The sequence below is a fragment of the Vibrio wakamikoensis genome (assembly GCF_050337275.1).
GTDB classification, from domain to species: domain Bacteria; phylum Pseudomonadota; class Gammaproteobacteria; order Enterobacterales; family Vibrionaceae; genus Vibrio; species Vibrio chaetopteri.
In genome coordinates, this window is the sequence record NZ_JAKJST010000012.1 from 309,060 (window position 1) to 328,109 (window position 19,050).

15 protein-coding genes are annotated in these 19,050 nt (G+C 45.4%); 6 read left to right on the forward strand and 9 right to left on the reverse strand.

Features of this window, described 5'->3' with window-relative positions:
- Positions 1–41 precede the first annotated feature (41 nt).
- Positions 42–965, reverse strand: coding sequence for an HDOD domain-containing protein (locus L4C42_RS02120; RefSeq protein ID WP_429759126.1), 924 nt, complete (start codon positions 963–965; stop codon positions 42–44).
- A gap of 369 nt (positions 966–1,334) precedes the next feature.
- Here L4C42_RS02120 and L4C42_RS02125 point away from each other — a divergent pair, with 369 nt between their 5' ends.
- Positions 1,335–1,928, forward strand: a complete 594-nt coding sequence (locus tag L4C42_RS02125; protein WP_353498595.1) for a TfoX/Sxy family DNA transformation protein — start codon at positions 1,335–1,337, stop codon at positions 1,926–1,928.
- Between the two features lie 102 nt (positions 1,929–2,030).
- Here L4C42_RS02125 and L4C42_RS02130 read toward each other — a convergent pair whose 3' ends face one another.
- The 3 genes from L4C42_RS02130 to L4C42_RS02140 form a co-directional block, all read right to left on the reverse strand.
- Positions 2,031–2,576, reverse strand: a complete 546-nt coding sequence (locus L4C42_RS02130; RefSeq protein WP_353498596.1) for a hypothetical protein — start codon at positions 2,574–2,576, stop codon at positions 2,031–2,033.
- A 289-nt stretch (positions 2,577–2,865) separates the two neighbouring features.
- The gene (locus tag L4C42_RS02135; protein WP_418641465.1) at positions 2,866–3,363 is read right to left on the reverse strand and encodes a response regulator; all 498 of its coding nucleotides are present in this window, start codon (positions 3,361–3,363) and stop codon (positions 2,866–2,868) included.
- On the reverse strand, positions 3,356–5,326 hold the full coding sequence (locus tag L4C42_RS02140) for an ATP-binding protein (RefSeq protein WP_418641464.1): 1,971 nt from the start codon (positions 5,324–5,326) through the stop codon (positions 3,356–3,358). Before L4C42_RS02140 ends, L4C42_RS02135 begins: the two co-directional genes overlap by 8 nt.
- A 146-nt stretch (positions 5,327–5,472) precedes the next feature.
- On the opposite strand from L4C42_RS02140, the gene L4C42_RS02145 reads away from it, so the two are divergent.
- From L4C42_RS02145 to L4C42_RS02155, 3 genes are all read left to right on the forward strand, one after another.
- Positions 5,473–6,753 (forward strand): DUF945 family protein, encoded by a 1,281-nt coding sequence (locus L4C42_RS02145; RefSeq protein WP_353498599.1) that lies wholly within the window; start codon positions 5,473–5,475, stop codon positions 6,751–6,753.
- 130 nt (positions 6,754–6,883) lie between these two features.
- A complete protein-coding gene (gene serC, locus L4C42_RS02150; protein WP_429759129.1) occupies positions 6,884–7,978 on the forward strand; it encodes a 3-phosphoserine/phosphohydroxythreonine transaminase in 1,095 nt (364 codons plus the stop codon).
- Between the two features lie 171 nt (positions 7,979–8,149).
- A complete protein-coding gene (locus L4C42_RS02155; RefSeq protein WP_429759131.1) occupies positions 8,150–9,445 on the forward strand; it encodes a hemolysin family protein in 1,296 nt (431 codons plus the stop codon).
- Positions 9,446–9,547: 102 nt separating this feature from the next.
- Here L4C42_RS02155 and cydC read toward each other — a convergent pair whose 3' ends face one another.
- The 3 genes from cydC to trxB form a co-directional block, all read right to left on the reverse strand.
- Positions 9,548–11,269: a heme ABC transporter ATP-binding protein/permease CydC gene (gene cydC / locus L4C42_RS02160; protein ID WP_429759133.1), complete on the reverse strand. Its 1,722-nt coding sequence runs from the start codon at positions 11,267–11,269 to the stop codon at positions 9,548–9,550.
- Complete coding sequence (gene cydD / locus L4C42_RS02165) at positions 11,262–13,049, reverse strand: heme ABC transporter permease/ATP-binding protein CydD (RefSeq protein ID WP_429759135.1); 1,788 nt, start codon at positions 13,047–13,049, stop codon at positions 11,262–11,264. Before cydD ends, cydC begins: the two co-directional genes overlap by 8 nt.
- Positions 13,050–13,171: 122 nt before the next feature.
- A complete protein-coding gene (trxB, locus tag L4C42_RS02170; RefSeq protein WP_429759137.1) occupies positions 13,172–14,128 on the reverse strand; it encodes a thioredoxin-disulfide reductase in 957 nt (318 codons plus the stop codon).
- A gap of 522 nt (positions 14,129–14,650) precedes the next feature.
- On the opposite strand from trxB, the gene L4C42_RS02175 reads away from it, so the two are divergent.
- Both L4C42_RS02175 and L4C42_RS02180 read left to right on the forward strand, forming a co-directional pair.
- Positions 14,651–15,307, forward strand: coding sequence for a 2OG-Fe dioxygenase family protein (locus tag L4C42_RS02175; protein WP_429759139.1), 657 nt, complete (start codon positions 14,651–14,653; stop codon positions 15,305–15,307).
- Entirely contained in the window at positions 15,291–16,514 is a 1,224-nt protein-coding gene (locus L4C42_RS02180) for a cysteine desulfurase-like protein (RefSeq protein WP_429759141.1), read from the forward strand. Before L4C42_RS02175 ends, L4C42_RS02180 begins: the two co-directional genes overlap by 17 nt.
- 55 nt (positions 16,515–16,569) lie before the next feature.
- Here L4C42_RS02180 and L4C42_RS02185 read toward each other — a convergent pair whose 3' ends face one another.
- Positions 16,570–17,400 carry a DUF2797 domain-containing protein gene (locus L4C42_RS02185; protein WP_353498606.1) on the reverse strand — a complete coding sequence of 277 codons (831 nt, stop codon included), beginning with the start codon at positions 17,398–17,400 and terminating at the stop codon, positions 16,570–16,572.
- A 64-nt stretch (positions 17,401–17,464) separates the two neighbouring features.
- On the reverse strand, positions 17,465–19,030 hold the full coding sequence (locus tag L4C42_RS02190) for a diguanylate cyclase domain-containing protein (RefSeq protein ID WP_353498607.1): 1,566 nt from the start codon (positions 19,028–19,030) through the stop codon (positions 17,465–17,467).
- Positions 19,031–19,050 lie beyond the last annotated feature (20 nt).

The following is a 19,050-nucleotide window of genomic DNA, read 5'->3' on the forward strand; positions in this document are numbered from 1 at the left end:
ATTGTTGACATACCTATTGGTAGAAACGCCGAGTGGCTGAACTACATACCAGTGGAGTGGATGACTTCAGCAATTTTGTCCTGAAAATCTTGCTCGCTTAATGACGTTAATTGATACATCACGTCTGCACCATCTACATTAATCTCCACTTCGTGCTCTTCTAACGCATCGTGATCTTGTCTGCGGAACAGTAAAATATGGTTGGCAATGCGAGCAACGTCGAGATACGACACTTCTGGGCGCTCTATATGCTTAACTCGATTGGAAGCAACTTCGATAAAGTCGCAGTCGAATCCCCAAGTATCAAGAACCTGTTCACTTGTTAGTGAGCAGCGTGATTGAAAAATCTGCATAGCAAGATCAGGGTTTAAGTAGTTGCCCTTTTCTATATAGAGGTGGTACTCGTTGACTAAGCAAAATAGGCCGATATCCGCGAGGAAGCCGACCAATAAAGATTTATCTTGCTCTAGGTGCGCATACTGTTCGTTAGAAATCTCATGAAATTTTCGTGTTACCAACACCATCACAGCCGCCAACTCGCGCGACACCTTCGCACTATTGACCAATACTTCGTGGCATTCATCTGTTAAGTGAACAGAATGCTTAAGTAGTTCGATGGATTGAGCGGTCACAATATCGCGAACGCGGTAGATACCCAATCTTGAGACCGCCGTATTGAGGTCATTACAAGTGATATTACGGCGATTAAATATGACTGAGTTGGCAACTTTAAGAACGGTTGCTGCAAGTCCAGGGTCTTCTAGTAGGCACTCCGCTATGTCAGCAACACCTGTGGATTCATCGTTACAAAGAGCTTGTATCTTTAGTACGACTTCAGAGATGGGTGGGAGAGTGATTTTCCCAGTATTGATAGATTGCTCGACTAAGTCTGCAAATTCCGTTTCGAGGCTTTCGATGAACAGCTGTTGGTTCTCTGGTAGCCAATAAAAAGATAAGTGGTTCATAAATATTCGAGAGGTTAAGCGATGGAGTCAGTGTACCTGCGCCGGTCTGCAATTGACAATAAGATTAGTGATTTAAATTGGTGCAGTTGAATCGTTTGCTGTTTAGAACATCATTCAATTGCATACGCTAGTGCAATTGGTTGTGTATAGTGCTACTTTGTGAAGTGACTCGCAAATGTTTTTTGGATAACTCGCACAACTGTGACATTGAGCCAGACTTAATTTGCAATGTGAACTATTATAAAAACATATAAAAAAGCCCGGCATTTTATACCACTATAGATTGACCGAGCTGATAACAAATTTGATTTTTTTAGCTGCTATTTCTGGTGATCGATTAATCGGGGTAAAGATTAAGGATCAAAGGAAATGATAGAGCAATCTTTTTACAACTACACGACTCAATTTGGCGAATCGCAAAAACGTTCGATGTTTGGTGGCACTGGGCTCTTCAAGGACGGCGCCATGTACGCATTGATTAGTAACAGTAAAGTGTTTATCCGTGGAGGAAAGGGCTTAGACTCTAAACTTCATGGTCTACAATGCGAGAAATTTCGTCATGTGAAAAAACAATCAACTGCGACGGTAAACTATTACGACATAACCCACTTATTTGAACAGCAAGCTCCTGAGCTTAAGGATTTAGTTCAAAACTCAATCGATAACTCAGTTGATCAGCATTGCAGTAAGAACGCGGTCGAGAATCGCCGTTTGCGAGATTTGCCAAACATGCAACTCACGTTAGAGCGCATGGTCAAGAAGTCGGGTATTAAAGATGTAAAAACATTTTTGGAGCTAGGAGCACCAAGAGTGTTTAATCGAGTGAAGCGCACTTATGGCAACGATGTCGATGTTAAGTTGTTGTGGAAGTTCGCCGGTGCAGTAGATGGGGTACATTGGAAGTTAATCCAAGATCCAATGAAGCAACGTTTATTGGAGCATTGTTCACAAATAGAACAGTGATTGCTGTAGCCTAATGATTGAAATAGAAAGGGATTGATACAAAAAGAGGCCGTGTTGTTAAAACAGCGGCCTCTTTTTTCATCGCTAAGCCAGTAAATAATATTAGAACGCGAAGCGCGCTGTAAACATTAGCTGGTCACCGTAGATGTGGTTAATGCGACCTTCAAGACCTAGAGAGAATAGCTCGGTAGAGTGGAAACGGCCGTATACAGAACCCATCCAACGATCTTTGTCACCAACGTTTAAGTAACCCGCTTTACCGCCGATTTCCAGCTGTGGACCAAGCCATTGACGTACACCCAAGTTAACTTCCATACCGGTGTCAGTTTTGTGGTGATCGCCACTGTCGTGGATGTGCGCTAGCATTTCACCAGTGAAGTCCGCCCAGTTGTTGACTGGAGCATGGAAACCAACACCACCAGAGAAGTCGTAGTCGCCTTCAAATTTAGAATCGATGCTACCAACGATATGAGCATTTGGGTGAATCGACTTACTGATAGCCGCACCAAACGTCATTGGGCTTGCACCAATTCGAGCTTCTGCGTAGTCGTAGCTGAAGTTACTCATCGTAGCTCGTTGCTCTTCTTGGTTTGCGAATGCTTGCTGCGAAGCGATAACCATCAGAGCAGCTAATAGAGTTTTGCGCATAGTGTCTCTAAACCTTTTTGTTTGAACTTAATTCCATGACCATAAGAGTGCACGTCGCTAGATGCTTATGGCAACTTAAAGTATCCCGCTATGATAAATCAAATTCCCCTTACTGCTCCAACAAAAAGTGCTTCTAACGGGGGCAAAACCTCAAAAATTGACAATGTCATACATATTTCAACCAATAATGGGGCTTTGTGTAAGGAAATGGTAATAAAAAAGGGAGCTATCAAACGCATAACTCCCTAAGTCGTGGCGATTTATTTGACTAATGTGACAATAACAGTCTCTACTCGCCAAAGTTGATGCGATTGTCTGAGATCGCATTGAATATTCGTTCTGTATCCAGCACTCTTGCCCAAGGCATTAAGTCTTGAGTATTAGCAATCATATAGTCCGTAAGCTGCTGCTTTACTACTGCTCGTAGTTCATCGCCTTTCCATGGTTTACTGATATAAAAGTCCAGACAAGCATGATTCACTGCCTCAATAGTATCTTCATGGCCAGCCTGTCCGGTAAGGAGCACTTTTTTACAGGACTTAGCGTGTTCATCTTCACTGAGTTCAATAAGGAAACTGACGCCAGTTTGCTCTGGCATGATATGGTCGCAGAGAATTAACGCTAATCTAGCCCCATCACGAGTATGTTCGGCGATCACTTCTCTCGCTTCGTCGACAGATTCAGCGCCTTCAACGATAAAGTGCTCTTCGAAATCATCCAAATCCTGCAACACACTATCGAGTACTTCGCGCTCATCATCGACACATAAAATTAGATATTCAGTCATAGTGGTGCTCCTTGGTTAGTTTCTGTTGTGTGACAGGTATGTACACGGCCATATTGGTGTATTTGCCAACTTCTGATGTCGCTTCAATCCATCCTTGATGTTGAGCCAATATTTGCTGACAGATGGACAGCCCAATCCCTAAACCGAAGTTACCTTCACGCTTGGTGGTGTAGTTAAGTTCAAAAATACGCTCGAGCTGTGCCTGAGGGATCCCGCAGCCGTTGTCAATGAACTCAAAGCAGTTGTAAAAAACATCATCTCGAGAAACTTGACTGCTGCGTATCGTGAGTTCGCCTTTCTCGGGTAGAGCATCGAGCGCATTGGATATGAGGTTGGTCCATACTTGCTGCAAAGTGATGGGCTTACAAAATATCTCAGGTAGCGATCCGTACTCTTTAATTAGGCTGTGGCGCTTGAGACGGTTTTCAAAGATAACTAACGTATCTTCAATGCCTTCATGTAAATCGACTCGCTCGTAAGATTCATTATCTTGTCTCGAATATCCTTTGAGGCTTTTGACCATATCAGCGATGCGCTGAGCACAAACTTGAATGGATCGCAGCGTGGTGCCGGTAGCTTGAAAACGTTCTAGCTTGCTAAGAGTCTCGGCAAGCTTCGCTGGGTTCGTTATGGCTTGCTTGAGCAGCGCATCGTTGTCGTGAAGGTCGAGGTTCACAAGACGCTTTGCTATGCGTCTATCGCCAATTCGTTCGTTTAGCTCTTTTGAGCGCAGTCTGAGCTCTGAGGTCGAAAGCGGTGAAGAGTGTCTGGACTGTTTGAGTACCTCAAGGCCAATATCAAATGTATTGTCTTCATGTTTGGTGTTGAGTATCTCATCGACTTTTATTGATAAGGTTTCACCGCCGCGCAAAATTGCAGACACAGGGTTATTGAGCTCGTGGGCAACGCCTGCGACGAGTTGGCCTAGCATGGCCATTTTCTCCTGTTCGATGAGTTGCTGGTGTGCCGACTCCAATGACTCCAACGTTTTCTGGAGCTCGAGTTTGGTATTAATGCTTCTTTGTAGGCGGCGGTTGAAGTGGCGCAGCAACAAGTTGGTGAATAGGGGCAATAGGTCGGTATTAGAGTGCATTACCTGAGTGAATACGGTTCGGTCGAGCTTCACTACTTTAGTTGGGGTTAACGTCATTGCAGTGGAGAAAGATTGCTCGCCAGTAACAAATGACATTCCGCCAACTATGCCACCTCTGCTATGTCTTACCACCTCTCGCTGTTGGCCGATATCGTCTTTCTTATATAAAGCAACGTGTCCTTCAACAATAAACCACAAGAATTGGTTCGATTGTCCTTCGGCGGTAAGAAGGTGTTCTGCTGAATATTGCCTAACCGCGCGTGTTTCGTCTTTTTCAGCAAAAAATGCCAATAGCGCTTCGATGACTTGTACAGCGAGCTCGTTGTCAGACAGCTCATGAAAGTCGTGAATAAAGCTGGCACGATAAGAGTGCATTTTATTTTCAATATGAGCGCGCAGGATCTTTTGCTGATCAAGGACTTTTCCAAAATCAAGAAGTTGGTCTTTCTCATGGTGTACGACATATTTCGTGAGCTCTTTGACCACCGTCTTGTGCAAACTTACTTGTTCGATAGGGTAGGTTAGGCAGTGATCTAGCCGGCCTTCGTTCACTGCGTTTAAGATAGCTTGAATATCGATAGAGTCGGTTTTGCTGATGAGTATTTTCCGCGCCGACTGTGCGTGAGCGGATTGCTCCAACTGAATCAGGAACTCCCCACCATCAAAAAGACGACTGTGGCGTGCGATGACCATTGCAAGGTGCTGCCCTTGCCGGCCGATTTGCTGCACGAGATCGTGCCCCTCGGAAATCGAGGTCGCCAAATGGATGTCGAAATGCGATTGGTACAAAGATAGCTCGGTATCCAGCTTGTCGAGATTAGCGAAATCGCTATCTAAACACAGTACTGCGTATCGATTGTTTTGCGTCATTGCTCAGCTTATCTCATCAGTCATGATTGATTTTAATATATCAATAAAAAGCAGAGGGTTATGAGAAGTAGGTATGAGATTGGAGATCCTAGCGAGTTGAGTTAGACTGAATGAAATACACTTCACAAACTGTTTAAGTTATCTCTATGAATCAACTAAAGAAGTATGGCGCTATTGGCGGCGCTGTAACCTTGGTATTGTGCTGGCCTTTAGCGGTCGGGCACATAGGACAAAAAGTCGTTGAAGACGGCGTTACTCAGCTAAACAATGAAGGCGTGAGCGCCGAGATTGTCTCCTACGATCGCAGCTATTTGTCATCAGTAGTAGAAACGCGCTACCAGGTACAAGATCCTGTGTTAAAGGAGCAGCTAGAAGTCGATGGCTTGCCGACTGAGCTTGTTGTGAAAAGCGATATTAGCCATGGATTGTTCAGCCTTTCGGCAAACTCAGTATTGGCAAATTTCCCTGATTTTCCGCTACAAATGAAGACGGTGACTCAGCTCAATGGCAACACCGAGTTTGAGATGACACTGGACAGCTGGAGTTACCAAGGCAACGAGCAGCAAACGGTTAGCATGTCGATTTCTCCGTCTGTGATCACAGGTACTGCTACAGTACTTGGCAAGATGACCTTCCAAGCCAATGTTCCTTCGATTCAACTCGATTTTGAGAATGGAGAGCAGCTACGCATTACAGATGTTGTGGGTAACGGCGTGGGAGTGAAAGAAAACGGCTTTTGGCTGGGTGAGCAAAGTGCATCGATGAAGCACTTTACCATTTTGGATCAGAACCACCAAAGTCTGTTTGATATCGATTCTATGGGGTACACCTTCAAATCGTCTCTCAATACTGAAACGGATCGCATTGATACACAGCATATTTTTGATTTGGCTCAGCTAACTTACCCTGAAGGTGGAGAGCTCAGCGATCTGAATATCGATTTTGCTCTCAATTCCTTAGATCGAGCGTCATTTGAAGGCTTGGTGGATGTGTATCAATCGAACCCGTCAATGGCACAAGCGGATATCAATGTTCTAGCACCATTAATCGAGACACTGTTCGCTCGTGGCTTCCAAGTGTCGATGAATGACATGCACTTTAAAATAGCAGAAGAAGAGTTCAAATCTAAGTGGCTATTAGAAGTACCAGAAGGGACAGACAACGTGTCTCGTGACCCAAGTGTTGTGATGCCGGCTATCCAGGGCAACATGAATGCGTACATGTCACAAGGTATGATTAATGCTCATCCGATGTTGGCTCAGGGGGTTGATGAGCTGGTGGTGATGGATATGGTTCAGCAAAAAGAAGCGGGCTACCAGTTGGATGCCAATATTGAAGCGGGTCAGTTGGTGTTTGCTAACGGTCAACGTATTCCGTTGATTGCATTATTCCTGCCCTTGCTCATGGGACAGCCGATGGGACAATAAACGCGATTAGCGTAATTTTTCACCCGTCAAAAGAAAAGAGGCCATGTGCCTCTTTTCTTGCTTTTTATCTCTTTGAAAACGTGATATTACTTGTGGCTCGATTAAGTATTTTGTTAGGAGTAATGGGGTCATGGAGCCGATGTCAGAGAACGTATTCAATTTCAGCGCAGGACCAGCTGGGTTGCCGCGAGATGTATTAAAAAAAGCGCAATCGGAGCTGCTTGATTGGAACGACTTGGGTACGTCGGTTATGGAGATCAGCCACCGAAGTAAGCCGTTTATTCAGGTTGCAGAAGAGGCGGAACAAGATTTAAGAGATCTGCTAAATATCCCTTCAAATTACAAAGTACTGTTCTGTCAGGGTGGTGCTCGTGCTCAATTCTCAGCGGTACCACTCAACCTGCTTGGCGGTAAGCGAAAGGCGACGTACATCGACGCAGGCTACTGGGCACAAAGTGCGGTAGAAGAAGCGCAAAAATACTGTACACCTATCGTACATCAGGCGAAAACTGAGATTGACGGTAAAACCGCAGTACAGCCAGTGAGTGAATGGGTGATTGACCCGGAATCGGCTTACGTCCATTTCTGTCCAAATGAGACCATCGATGGCATCGAAATTAATGAACTGCCGCAAACCGATTTACCAATCGTTGCTGATATGTCTTCGACCATTTTGTCGCGCGAAATCGATGTGAGTCAGTATGGTGTCATTTATGCGGGCGCTCAAAAGAACATTGGTCCTGCCGGTATTTGTATTGCCATCGTACGTGACGATTTGCTTGAGCTTGCAAGCGACGTACTACCAACGTTCCTGAACTACAAAGTTCTCGCTGAAAAAGAGTCGATGTATAACACGCCTCCAACGTTTGCATGGTATTTATCTGGTTTGGTCTTCAAGTGGTTGAAAGAGCTGGGTGGTGTTCAAGCTATCGAGCGTATTAACCGTGAAAAAGCAGCCATTCTTTACGATTACATCGATGCGTCGCCGTTTTACAAGAACCAAGTACACAGCGACAACCGTTCACTCATGAATGTGCCATTCCAATTGGCGAAACCTGAGCTTGACGAAAAGTTCCTAGAATTGGCTGATGAATGTGGTCTGCGTGCGCTCAAAGGGCACCGTGCAGTTGGTGGTATGCGTGCATCTATTTACAACGCGATGCCGCTAGAAGGTGTGCAAGCACTCGTCGACTTTATGAAAGAGTTCGAACAGCAATACGCTTAATTGCTCGTATTTACCTTCATTTGTTAATCAAAAGCCGCGTTCATTACGCGGCTTTTTCGATCTCATTCAACAATCTTCTTCTATCTTTACCATAAAATATCCAATAACCGCTTGGTCACGGAACATGCGACTATTCATATTCTTAGTACACATTCACAGTGATAACACATTATGGATATATTAATTCTTTTCGGCTTAATAGCACTCAACGGTTTGTTTGCGATGTCGGAAATAGCGCTGGTGGCGGCTAAAGGCAGCCGACTGCGAATGCTAGCCGATCATCATGGTGCGGCGCGGGTGGCGCTAAAGCTCAAAGATGATCCGACGATTTTTCTCTCCACGATACAAATTGGTATTACTGCCATTGGTATTCTCAGCGGTATTTGGGGGGAAGCTGTGCTTTCTGCACCCATCATGCATTGGTTGGTCAGTATCGGAGTGGAACCAGAGTTAGCAAGTTTGCTTGCGACGACGGGCGTGGTATTGGTCATCACCTATTTTGCGATTGTCGTTGGTGAGTTGGTGCCAAAACGAATAGCGCAAAATAATGCAGAGCGTATTGCGTTGGTTGTTGCGTACCCAATCCATTGGTTGTCTATAGCGACCAAACCATTTGTGTTGCTGTTGACGCTGTCGACTAATTTGATGTTAAAACTGTTGGGTCAAAATAATAATAATAGTGACGCTGTCACAGAGGAGGACATTGTAGCCTTGGTCAAAGAAGGCTCTGAAAGCGGGGTGATTGAACACCAAGAGCAGGAGATGATAGCCAACTTGCTGCAACTGAATGACCGCTTTGTAACCTCATTGATGACGCCGCGATGTGACATTCACTATCTAGACATCGACCAACCACTTGCTGAAATCCTCAAAGATCTTCGTCAAACGAAACATTCAGTTTGGCCTGTCTGTCGGGGTGGTTTGGACAATTTGATTGGTACTATCTCATCAAAAGTATTGCTCGATGAGTACAGTGAACTGTCGATTGGACGTTTGGTCAAACTATTGCGTAAGCCAAGGTTTGTACCTGAATCTATGAAAGGGCTGTCACTGCTAAGCTATATGCAGCAGACGAGCTGTGAAATGACGTTCCTTGTGGATGAGTATGGTGACATTCAGGGGCTTGTGACGCATCACGATTTGCTCACCTCGATTGCCGGTGAATTAGCCATGACGACACAGCATATTTGGGCACGAAAATGCAAAGATGGCAGTTGGCAACTAGACGGCCTCATCCCAATCGCTGTTTTCAAAAGCAAGCTGAACATTAGTGAACTCGAAGGAGAGGGCAGTGAAGGCTTCCAGACACTAAATGGGTTTCTCACTTGGCTTTCGGGTCGTCTTCCTGAGGAAGGTGAAGCGATTTACTATCAACGATTCGTGTTTGAAGTGATGTCGGTTAAAAATAACCGAATTACTCAAGTCAAGGTTCACGAAGTTGTGCTTGAACAAGAGGGAGAACATTAGGCTCTATCGGGTAGATAAACAAAAGCCCTGGACAACTAACTGTGCAGGGCTTTTTTATTCATGCTAGATAGCGAGCCTAAAGGGTTGCTACGTTTTCAAGGATTACAATGTCTGATGCAGCTCGAAATAGCGACCTTTACGGCTGAGAAGCTCATCATGATGACCAAGTTCAAGTACCTCGCCATCTTCAAGCAAACAGACTTGGTCGAATGACTCTAGGCTCACTAATCGGTGAGTGATAAATACCACGGTTTTGCCGATAAACTGAGTCTCAAACAGTGCCATGATCTGTTGCTCGGTCTTTTTATCTAGACCTTCCGTTGGCTCATCCAATAGCAGTATAGGGGCATCATGCAGTAGGGCACGTGCAATACCGACACGTCGCTTTTCACCACCTGATAGCTGACGACCGCCTTCACCCAGCCAAGCGTCTAAGCCTGTTTCTTCCGTTAGATGTCCAAGATCGACGTTGACGAGCGCAGCGGTTAACTCTTCATCAGTGGCATCTGGTTTTGCCATTGAGAGGTTGTCACGTAGCGTACCATTAAGAATGTCCACTTTCTGACTGACAACGCTAGTTGATTGACGAAGCTGTGCTTCACTCCAAGATTGAATGTTCTCTCCCGCGAGTTCAATCGAACCTTTTTGGACATCCCAGTAACGTGTGATGAGCTGCAATAGTGTTGATTTGCCTGATCCCGTTTGTCCAACGACAGCAAGCTTCTGACCCGCAGGGACGTCAAGATCAATTTCTCGCAGTGCCATCTGGCTTGCACCAGGATAGCTAAAGCTTGCTTGGTTCAGTTTGATTGAGTAAGCATCGCTGTGTGCGGTGTCTTCCTGTGGGAAGATCACATCAGGTTTGGCTAGGATGACCTCGTTCAAGCGCTTCGCCGAGGTTAAGGTTTGTCCTAGGTATTGGAATGCGCCCGCAATTGGCATCAGTAGCTCAAAACTTGCCATAGTTGCGAATGCCATCAAGGCGATAAGCGGATCTGGCTGGTTACCACCGACACCGTCTGCGGCAAGCCACAACATAAGAATAAGTAGCCAGCCGTTCGCTAGAATTAGTAGACCCTGTGCGAGTCCAGAGATTTTTGCGTGAACGAACTGGTTTTTAATCAGCTCATCTTGCGCGCTAAGGATAGCGTTGCGGTAACGAGACTCTGCTCCGAATAAGGTCAGCTCACTGTAACCTTGGAGCCAATCAAGCGTTTTGATGCGCAGTTCGGCTTTGTTTAGTGTCAGTGCTTCACCGTTTTTCTTACCTAGTCGATAGAATACCGTTGGCCAGATGAGCAGTAGTAGCATCAAAACTGCGCCCAGCGTCAAACCAAGAGCAGCGTCAAACCAGCAAAGGACTGCGGTTAAACACAAGATGCCAAATGTGCCAACCACCATTGGGCTAATCAGTCGCAAATAAACATGATCCATGGCATCAACGTCGGCAACCAAACGGTTGAGCATGTCCGCGTCACGAATGTTGACCGCTTTTCCAGGGATCAGTGGCGCCAGTTTCTTAAAGAAAAAGATGCGCAGATCGGTAAGCAGCTTAAAGGTAGCGTTGTGGCTAACCACACGCTCTCCCCAGCGACCAGCTGTTCTCGCCATTGCCGCGCCACGAACGCCTGCTCCAGGCAACATGTAGTTGAAGGTTTCTCTTGCTATGGTTAGGCCAGCAACGGCAGATGCCGAAATAAACCAACCAGAAAGCGTTAGCAGACCAATGGAGGCAAGCAAGGTACAAAATGCCAATACCATGCCAAGCGATAGGCCAAACCAGTGCTTTTTATATAATTTCAAATAAGGGAGTAGGTCACGCATCTAGATTCCCCTTATCTTGGGATTTGGCGGAGTGGTGTGCCGACAACATGCTTTGGAACAGCCCTGGCTGTTTGGCTAGCGCATCATAGTTGCCTTGCTGCTCAATTTGACCTTGATTCATCACTAAGATGGAATCGACATCTTTAAGTTGAGAAAGCTGGTGGGTAACCATTAGGGTTGTTTTGCCGGCCGTGGAAGCATGTAGCCCTTGAGTCACTAATCGTTCACTCTTTGCATCTAGACTTGCTGTTGGTTCATCAAGTAACCAGAATCGGCCGTTTTGAACCATAGCACGTGCCAGAGCCAATCGTTGCGCCTGACCAACTGACAGACCACCTGAGCGATCTGTTACCTGATAATTGAGACCATGCTTTTCGACAAACTCAGCAGAGAAAGAGGCCAGAAGCGCATCATTCACTTGAGTATCGCTAACGTTTGGATTACCCAAAGTCACGTTGTCTAAGATAGAACCATGCAGCAGCATAGGGTTTTGACCGACCCAACTAATGGCATCACGCCATGTTGACTGGTCTACCTCTTTAAGCTCAATGTTGTTGACTTTTAGTGACCCTTGGTAAGGCAAAAATCCTAAAATTGCATTGATTAGGCTAGTTTTACCTGCGCCGCTAGGCCCAACCAATGCGGTTGCCTGATTAGCATTGAGAGTAAACGAAATAGGCCCCACAAGTTTAGTGCCATCTGGACTAAAGACTTCTAGGTGTTCAGCTTGAATGGTCACCGCTTGTTTAGCATCAAGCTTAGTGTTGCCATTTGGCAGTGCAGGCACTTCAAGCTCTAGAAACTCGACAATGCTTTCTGCTGCACCAACTGCTTGGGCTTTAGCGTGGTAGAAGGTGCCAAGATCGCGTAGCGGTTGATAAAACTCAGGTGCGAGGATCAAGATAAAGAGACCCGCGAACAGCGTTACGCCTAAACCATAGTGGCCAAAGTTCAGTTCACCGATATAGCTAAAGCCAAAATACACAGCGGTGATAGCGATAGAGATTGAGGTGAAAAATTCAAGAACGGCAGAAGAGAGGAACGCGAGACGCAGTACATCCATAGTGCGCTTGCGAAAAACTTCTGAAGCGCCATGCAGCACTTCGGTTTCTGCTTTAGTACGGTTGAATAGGCGGATTGTTGTCATGGACTGCAAGCGGTCATAAAAGTGACCAGATAGGCGTTGCAGAGCCTTGAAGTTTTTTCGGTTAGCATCCGCTGCTTTCATTCCCACTAGCGCCATAAACATAGGAACTAATGGGGCCGTGACCAAGAAAATAAGCCCCGCTGCCCAGTTTATTGGGAAGACAACGATCAAAATGATAAAGGGAACGGCAACTGCGAGAGACATCTGTGGAAGGTACTTAGAGAAGAACTCTTGCATTTCTTCTACTTGTTCAAGAACCAGTGTTGCCCAGGTTCCTGCAGGTTTACCTTTGATGTAGCTAGGACCAAGCTGTCTTAGCTTGTCGAGTATGAGCTGACGAATATAAATCCGGATTTGTTCACCACATCTGAATCCAGCAATTTCTCTGCCCCAAGCACAAGCAGCGCGGCCAGCAACGGCGACCATTAGGCCGGCAAAATGTGGGATCAGTTCGTGTTTATCGACTTGATCGATAATAAGTTGATGAAGGATGGTGGCGATGAGCGCAGCTTGCGCCAAAAGGAACAGACTTGAAAGAACGCCGAGCCCTATTGCAATCATAAGCCAGCGCTTGGCAAGCTTACTTTGCTGTTTGAGCCACTTATTCAAGCTCAGTTGTTTTTTCTTATCCATGTAGAAGGCTTAATGAGTATTATTATTAGTAGAACCAGCGATTATACAAAAAGAAACCCAGAGGGGGTACCTATGGGTTTTCAATTTTCGATATTGGTATGCTGATAGGAGGTGAGAGCGACTTATGACTCTTCCGCGTCTAGGAATCGCTCTGCATCAAGTGCAGCCATACAGCCAGTACCAGCTGAGGTAATTGCTTGGCGGTAGTTATGATCCATCACATCACCTGCGGCATAGATGCCAGGAATACTGGTTTGGGTTGCGTTGCCATTGAGGCCTGATTGTACCACGATGTAACCGTTGTTCATCTCTAGCTGGCCTTCAAAAAGCGCCGTGTTTGGTTGGTGACCAATCGCAATAAATGCGCCCATGACATCGACCTTTTCAACAAGATCGGATTGGGTGTCTTTAATACGAACGCCTGTTACACCCATATCATCACCCACCACTTCTTCAAGAGTATGGTCTGTGTGAAGGATGATGTTGCCATTTTCGACTTTGTCCATCAAACGCTTCACCAAAATCTTTTCTGCGCGGAAGCTATCACGGCGATGCACTAAGTGCACTTCTGATGCAATATTGGAAAGATATAAAGCTTCTTCAACGGCTGTATTGCCACCACCAACGACCGCCACTTTTTGGTTGCGGTAGAAGAAACCATCGCAAGTTGCGCAAGCCGATACGCCGCGGCCTTTGAATGCTTCTTCAGAGTCCAGACCCAAATATTTCGCTGATGCACCCGTTGAGATAATAACTGCATCTGCCGTGTAGCTTTGGCTGTCACCAAATAGCTTGAAAGGACGTTCGCTAAAGTCCACGTTATTGATGTGATCGAAGATAATTTCAGTGTCGAACTTCTCTGCGTGGGCTTGCATGCGCTCCATGAGTAGAGGGCCGGTCAGGCCTTCCGCATCACCAGGCCAGTTTTCGACTTCTGTCGTTGTTGTAAGCTGTCCACCTTGCTGCATGCCAGTAACTAATACAGGTTCAAGGTTAGCGCGAGCCGCATAAACTGCAGCGGTATAACCAGCAGGGCCTGAACCTAGGATCAGCAATTTACAGTGTTTTGTGTCAGCCATAGTTTTATCTCACTTTCTCAATTCTTATCAACATCAGTAATGGATGTAGCTTTGCTTCCTAATATATTGGGGTTAGGGGGCAGGAATCAACACTAGATTTGTGCTGTCTGTTGTTATTTTGCTCACTCAGTTCGATAAACGCAGTCGAGAGGCGCGGATTGTCTCTGGTTTTGTAAGTAGCCTTATTTTTGATGTGGTTTAACTCTCTGTTAATCTGTATTTTATTAGTGCTTTGTACTGAAAGTTGATGCAAAAGATCATCGAAAGATACATAACTCTGGCCTGCTGTTTTTGAGGGTAATTTTGACCTAGTGAAGTGTTCTATATTTTGGAGTGCTCAATATCAATGAGCGGTGTTATACACTAATAAATTAAAGATGTATGGGTTATTATTTCTTATTGTTGTTTGAATTGGATTTAAGTGCTGTAAAAAGTTGATCTGGCAGAATGATTGGTATTTAATGGTTTGTAAATAAAATGTAAACAAAAGATGTTGCAGCATAACAAGGAAAGGAGTTAATGATGCTACACACCAGTGAAAGTACCTTACATCTTACTAGTCTCAGTGGCCGCGCTATTGAGCAGCTTGCACCAACATTTTCAACTCTACCTAATACTCAACATGCGGACGGACAATACCGTTTACGCCGCTATTCGGTTATACAGCACCTTGATGGCAAGATTGTCGATACGGGATTGAGCAGCTTTGTACAGTCAGAGCACTACAATCACTTTCAAGGTGATGTAGTGAGGCAGTTTGAACCTGTTCTTGAATCGACGTTACAAAGTGATGCGATGGGCGAGCTAGTGTCTCTTTTTGCGGCGACGAATAGCTTGCCTAATGGACAAGAGATTGAGATTCACCAGATCCGTATCGCGGCGCTTTATGATGAAACCGAAGTCGCACCGGAAGGCGTGCACCAAGATGGGTTTGACCATATTGCTCTTGTCGGGGTAGGTCGTCAGAACATCAGTGGTGGTGAAATCATGCTCTATAACAACCATGATGAAGCGCCGTTTTTCAAGAAAATACTCGTTGATGGTGAAGTGGCTATTCTAGACGATGCACGTTTGTGGCATAACGCCAAACCTATTCGCTGTGTCGATGAGCAAAGCGAAGGTTACATGGATGTGTTTGTATTGACTGCAAAGGGAGCAAAACATGCACTTCACTCCTGATGAAGCGCGCCGTCAATTCACGGCTCTAAATCAAACACACAATGATAAACCAGTGGTCTTTTTGGATGGCCCAGGCGGATCGCAAGTCCCTCAGAGTGTGTTGAGTGCGATGAATGAGTATCTCGGTGCTTACAACTCTAATCTAGGTGGTCACTATTTTTCTAGCCAGCGCACTGTGGAGTTGGTGGGGCTTGCCAGAGATTGTGGCCGTGATCTTTTAAACGCGCCAAGTGCCGACAATATTGTATTTGGCGCCAATATGACATCGCTGACATTTCAATTGAGTCGTGCGATTGCCAGAGATTGGCAGCAGGGTGATGAAGTGATTGTGACGGCGCTCGATCATTATTCTAATGTGTCCAGCTGGCAGCAAGCTGCGGAAGATCGAGGCGCCGTTGTTAAGCAAGTAAAGGTAAATACTCAGGATTGCTCGGTCGATTTAGAGCACTTTGAATCTTTGCTATCAGATAAAACCAAGTTGGTAGCTGTAACCTATGCCTCAAACACAACAGGTACGATTACCGATATCAAGCGCATTGTTGAGTTGGCGAAGCAATACGATGCGGCGGTTTATGTAGATGCTGTGCATTACGCGCCTCACAGCCTTATTGATGTACAAGCGTTAGGCTGTGACTTTTTGGCTTGCTCAGCTTACAAATTCTTTGGTCCACATTTGGGAGTGGCTTACATCAGCTCTGATTGGCTGCAGACGCTGAGACCTTATAAAGTTGAACCGGCAACAGATATCGGTCCCGGAAGGTTTGAAACGGGTACGCAGAGTTTTGAAGCGCTAGCAGGCTTTATAGCTGCAGTTGATTATTTGGCATCTTGGGGCGAGGGAGCATCACTTCGTGAGCAGTTAATGGATGCGTTTGAATCCCTTGGTAAGCATGAGGAGCTATTGAGCCGCTATTTTTTAAAGCGGTTGTCTCAAGCCAAAGGTCTTACTCTCTATGGCAGTCAAGATATCAGCCATGCAGTGAGAACGCCAACTTTTGCATTGCGTTCCGACAAATATACGCCAGAGCAACTTGCGAGAGCGCTTGGTGAACAGAATATCTGCGTCTGGAATGGTCACTTTTATGCCCTAGGCCTTGTTAGACAATTAGATCTAGAAGATAAAGGGGGTGTGTTGAGAGTCGGCTTTATGCACTACAACACCTTAGAAGAAGTCGATCACTTCTTTGATGCACTTGAAAGTCTATAAATACCTCTAGAAAAACAGCCCGCTAAATGCGGGCTGTTTGATTTGAGCAAGGCTGTTAGGCGTCGGTGTTCACTTCTACTTCATAAGAAGTGAACTTGCGAATGTTAATCACACCAGTATCTAGAATGAGATACTGACCTTTAATGCCTTGAAGAACGCCGCTGACAACTGGCTCTTTATCAAAGTTATGTGAAGTGATTTTCGTTGGATGTTGCTCAACTTGGTAGCTCAGTGGCGTGATAGCTTCGTCAAGGATTTCGATAGCATCATCACCATATTGAGCGCGAATTTCGTCAATCTTATCCGCTACCAATGGCAGTAGTTGCTGAGCACGCTCAACTAGATCAATAGGCTCTCCATCTTGTTTCAGCAGCGTACGCCAGTTGGTTTTATCTGCGATGTGTTTAGCCAGTTCAACTTCAATCAATCCAGAGATGTGGCGCGTTTTTACTTTGAGAATAGGTAAACCTTGGGTAGCACCTTGGTCAATCCAGCGTGTTGGGATTTGCGTATGACGGGTAATACCCACTTTGAGGCTCGATGTGTTGGATAGGTAAACAAAGTGGTCAACCATACAGTTCGCTTCACCCCACTCAGGCTCGCGACATGTCCCCGCATCGTAATGGCAGGTTTCTGGTTTCATGATACACATGTCGCAGCTGGCAAGCTTTTTCATACACACAAAGCAATGACCTTGCGAATAGCTTTTTTTGGTCTTCTTGCCACAAGATGAACAAAAGATGTTGCCCGTATGGGTTAGGGTAATAGATTTTCCCATCAGAGGCGTCAGTGCGATTTCTTCATCGCCAACCGGAAGGCGGTACTGAACCGTTGAGTCGAGGGAAGCGCGCATTTTTGATAGCGTTCCCGAGGCTAATAGTGACATGACATTACTCTTTTCGTTGTTTCGGTCAGTTTAACAAAAGAGAGTCTGTGGGTCTTTGTAAACATTAACAAAATGGTGTGTGCCAGTAGGTGGTAGCGTGTCCTTTGTCTTTTGCGCAGTACATCGCTTGGTCGGCAACCTTGATAAGCTCCTTAGCGTTAGTGGAAGATTCTGGGTACACAGCGACACCAATACTTAATGACAGGTCATAATTAGAGAGCTTTTCCGACCGCACTAGACTATGAGTAGATTGATGGAGTTTACTGCAAATAGAGTGAATCACGTCCAACTGTTTAAGGTTGGATAGTACGACGATGAATTCATCTCCCCCATAGCGACAAACAAGATCACTTGAACGTAGGTTTTTAGAAAGTAGCTGTGCAACCCCTTTGAGGAATATGTCCCCCACATCATGCCCTTCGCTGTCATTTAACTGCTTGAAGTTGTTGATGTCGATAAACAGCACAGCGAAGTGAAGTTGATTTACTCGATGGTGCTTGACTTCACTTTCAAGTTTTTCATAAAAATCTTTCCTGTTGGGAAGGTTGGTTAGGTCATCAAGACGAGCCATTTCTTGAAACTTCTGTTCGGAATTCTTCAACTTCACATAGTGGGCGTTCAAGTTACTTTGTAGGTAATTGAGAGCGCGTGCTAAATCGCCAATTTCATCCTGAGCATCGTATTTATATGGTGTGCTTTTTTCGAGGGTAATACGCTTTGCAAACTGAGCTATGTTAGTTAATGGAATAGTGATAAAGCGAAACAGAGAGAAGGAGAGGATACTGACAATAGCGATTAAGGATAAGGAGGAGAGTCCCAGTGCTTTTGCCGTTTTGTCCATCCACATTCCACCAATAGTGTCTATTTGTTGTAGTCCGAGAATGTATTCAGTTGACGTGTTGTGAATCTTAAATATTGCAGGCAAGAAGTATGCGTACTGAAGTCGCTCGCTATCTGCGTCATTATCTATTTCAAAAAAGGTGGCTTGATTCTGTTCGATAGTCGGTTTGGCTTCAGGGTGATCGATTTGCAGCTTTTCGATTTTCCCTTTTACAAAAGCAAATTGCTTTTCACTGTTAGGGTGCAACAAGTAGCTACCATCGGTATTGGCAATGGTCAGCATGGTAGGGTTGGAAAGTAGTTGTGTGGCACCTTTAAGTAGCCTCTCTATATCGATGGCAATGAGAAGTGACAGGCCTTGGTCGTTGTTTTTCATCAACGGATAAACAATGAAAATGAATGGTTTAGGATCTGGGTAGGAAATTCGATCGTAGTGAGTGGTAACTGACGACACATAGACCGACCCTTTAGCTGCTGCAGTGGCCTCGATAAACACCGGTATGTGCGATAGAGAGTTAAGCTGACTGCTGTTTACCCGCACAACGTTTCCCGTATTGTCTCGTTCAACGCGAACCAGTTCTTTAGCGATAGGCATGCGGCTAACGATCGAAATACTGGAAAAACTTGGGTTGTGATTGAGAAAAGGGTGCACCGTAGTGGCGAGTTGTGCAGCGCCGGAATTGGTTTTTACTTGTTCTCGAACGAGAGAAACGAGCGTTTCGTTGGCGCGCTCTATGTCTTTCAGTTTTTCTTGCAAAGAGCGATACGCAATGTTGGTACTTTGTGCCATCCTCTCTTCAATATTTTTGA

What these genes read in the sequence shown, in the direction of transcription:
- L4C42_RS02120 (WP_429759126.1), bottom strand. Translation starts at nt 965, where the DNA reads ATGAACCACTTATCTTTTTATTGGCTACCAGAGAACCAACAGCTGTTC.
- L4C42_RS02125 (WP_353498595.1), top strand. Translation starts at nt 1,335, where the DNA reads ATGATAGAGCAATCTTTTTACAACTACACGACTCAATTTGGCGAATCG.
- L4C42_RS02130 (WP_353498596.1), bottom strand. Translation starts at nt 2,576, where the DNA reads ATGCGCAAAACTCTATTAGCTGCTCTGATGGTTATCGCTTCGCAGCAA.
- L4C42_RS02135 (WP_418641465.1), bottom strand. Translation starts at nt 3,363, where the DNA reads ATGACTGAATATCTAATTTTATGTGTCGATGATGAGCGCGAAGTACTC.
- L4C42_RS02140 (WP_418641464.1), bottom strand. Translation starts at nt 5,326, where the DNA reads ATGACGCAAAACAATCGATACGCAGTACTGTGTTTAGATAGCGATTTC.
- L4C42_RS02145 (WP_353498599.1), top strand. Translation starts at nt 5,473, where the DNA reads ATGAATCAACTAAAGAAGTATGGCGCTATTGGCGGCGCTGTAACCTTG.
- serC (WP_429759129.1), top strand. Translation starts at nt 6,884, where the DNA reads ATGGAGCCGATGTCAGAGAACGTATTCAATTTCAGCGCAGGACCAGCT.
- L4C42_RS02155 (WP_429759131.1), top strand. Translation starts at nt 8,150, where the DNA reads ATGGATATATTAATTCTTTTCGGCTTAATAGCACTCAACGGTTTGTTT.
- cydC (WP_429759133.1), bottom strand. Translation starts at nt 11,269, where the DNA reads ATGCGTGACCTACTCCCTTATTTGAAATTATATAAAAAGCACTGGTTT.
- cydD (WP_429759135.1), bottom strand. Translation starts at nt 13,049, where the DNA reads ATGGATAAGAAAAAACAACTGAGCTTGAATAAGTGGCTCAAACAGCAA.
- trxB (WP_429759137.1), bottom strand. Translation starts at nt 14,128, where the DNA reads ATGGCTGACACAAAACACTGTAAATTGCTGATCCTAGGTTCAGGCCCT.
- L4C42_RS02175 (WP_429759139.1), top strand. Translation starts at nt 14,651, where the DNA reads ATGCTACACACCAGTGAAAGTACCTTACATCTTACTAGTCTCAGTGGC.
- L4C42_RS02180 (WP_429759141.1), top strand. Translation starts at nt 15,291, where the DNA reads ATGCACTTCACTCCTGATGAAGCGCGCCGTCAATTCACGGCTCTAAAT.
- L4C42_RS02185 (WP_353498606.1), bottom strand. Translation starts at nt 17,400, where the DNA reads ATGTCACTATTAGCCTCGGGAACGCTATCAAAAATGCGCGCTTCCCTC.
- L4C42_RS02190 (WP_353498607.1), bottom strand. Translation starts at nt 19,030, where the DNA reads ATGGCACAAAGTACCAACATTGCGTATCGCTCTTTGCAAGAAAAACTG.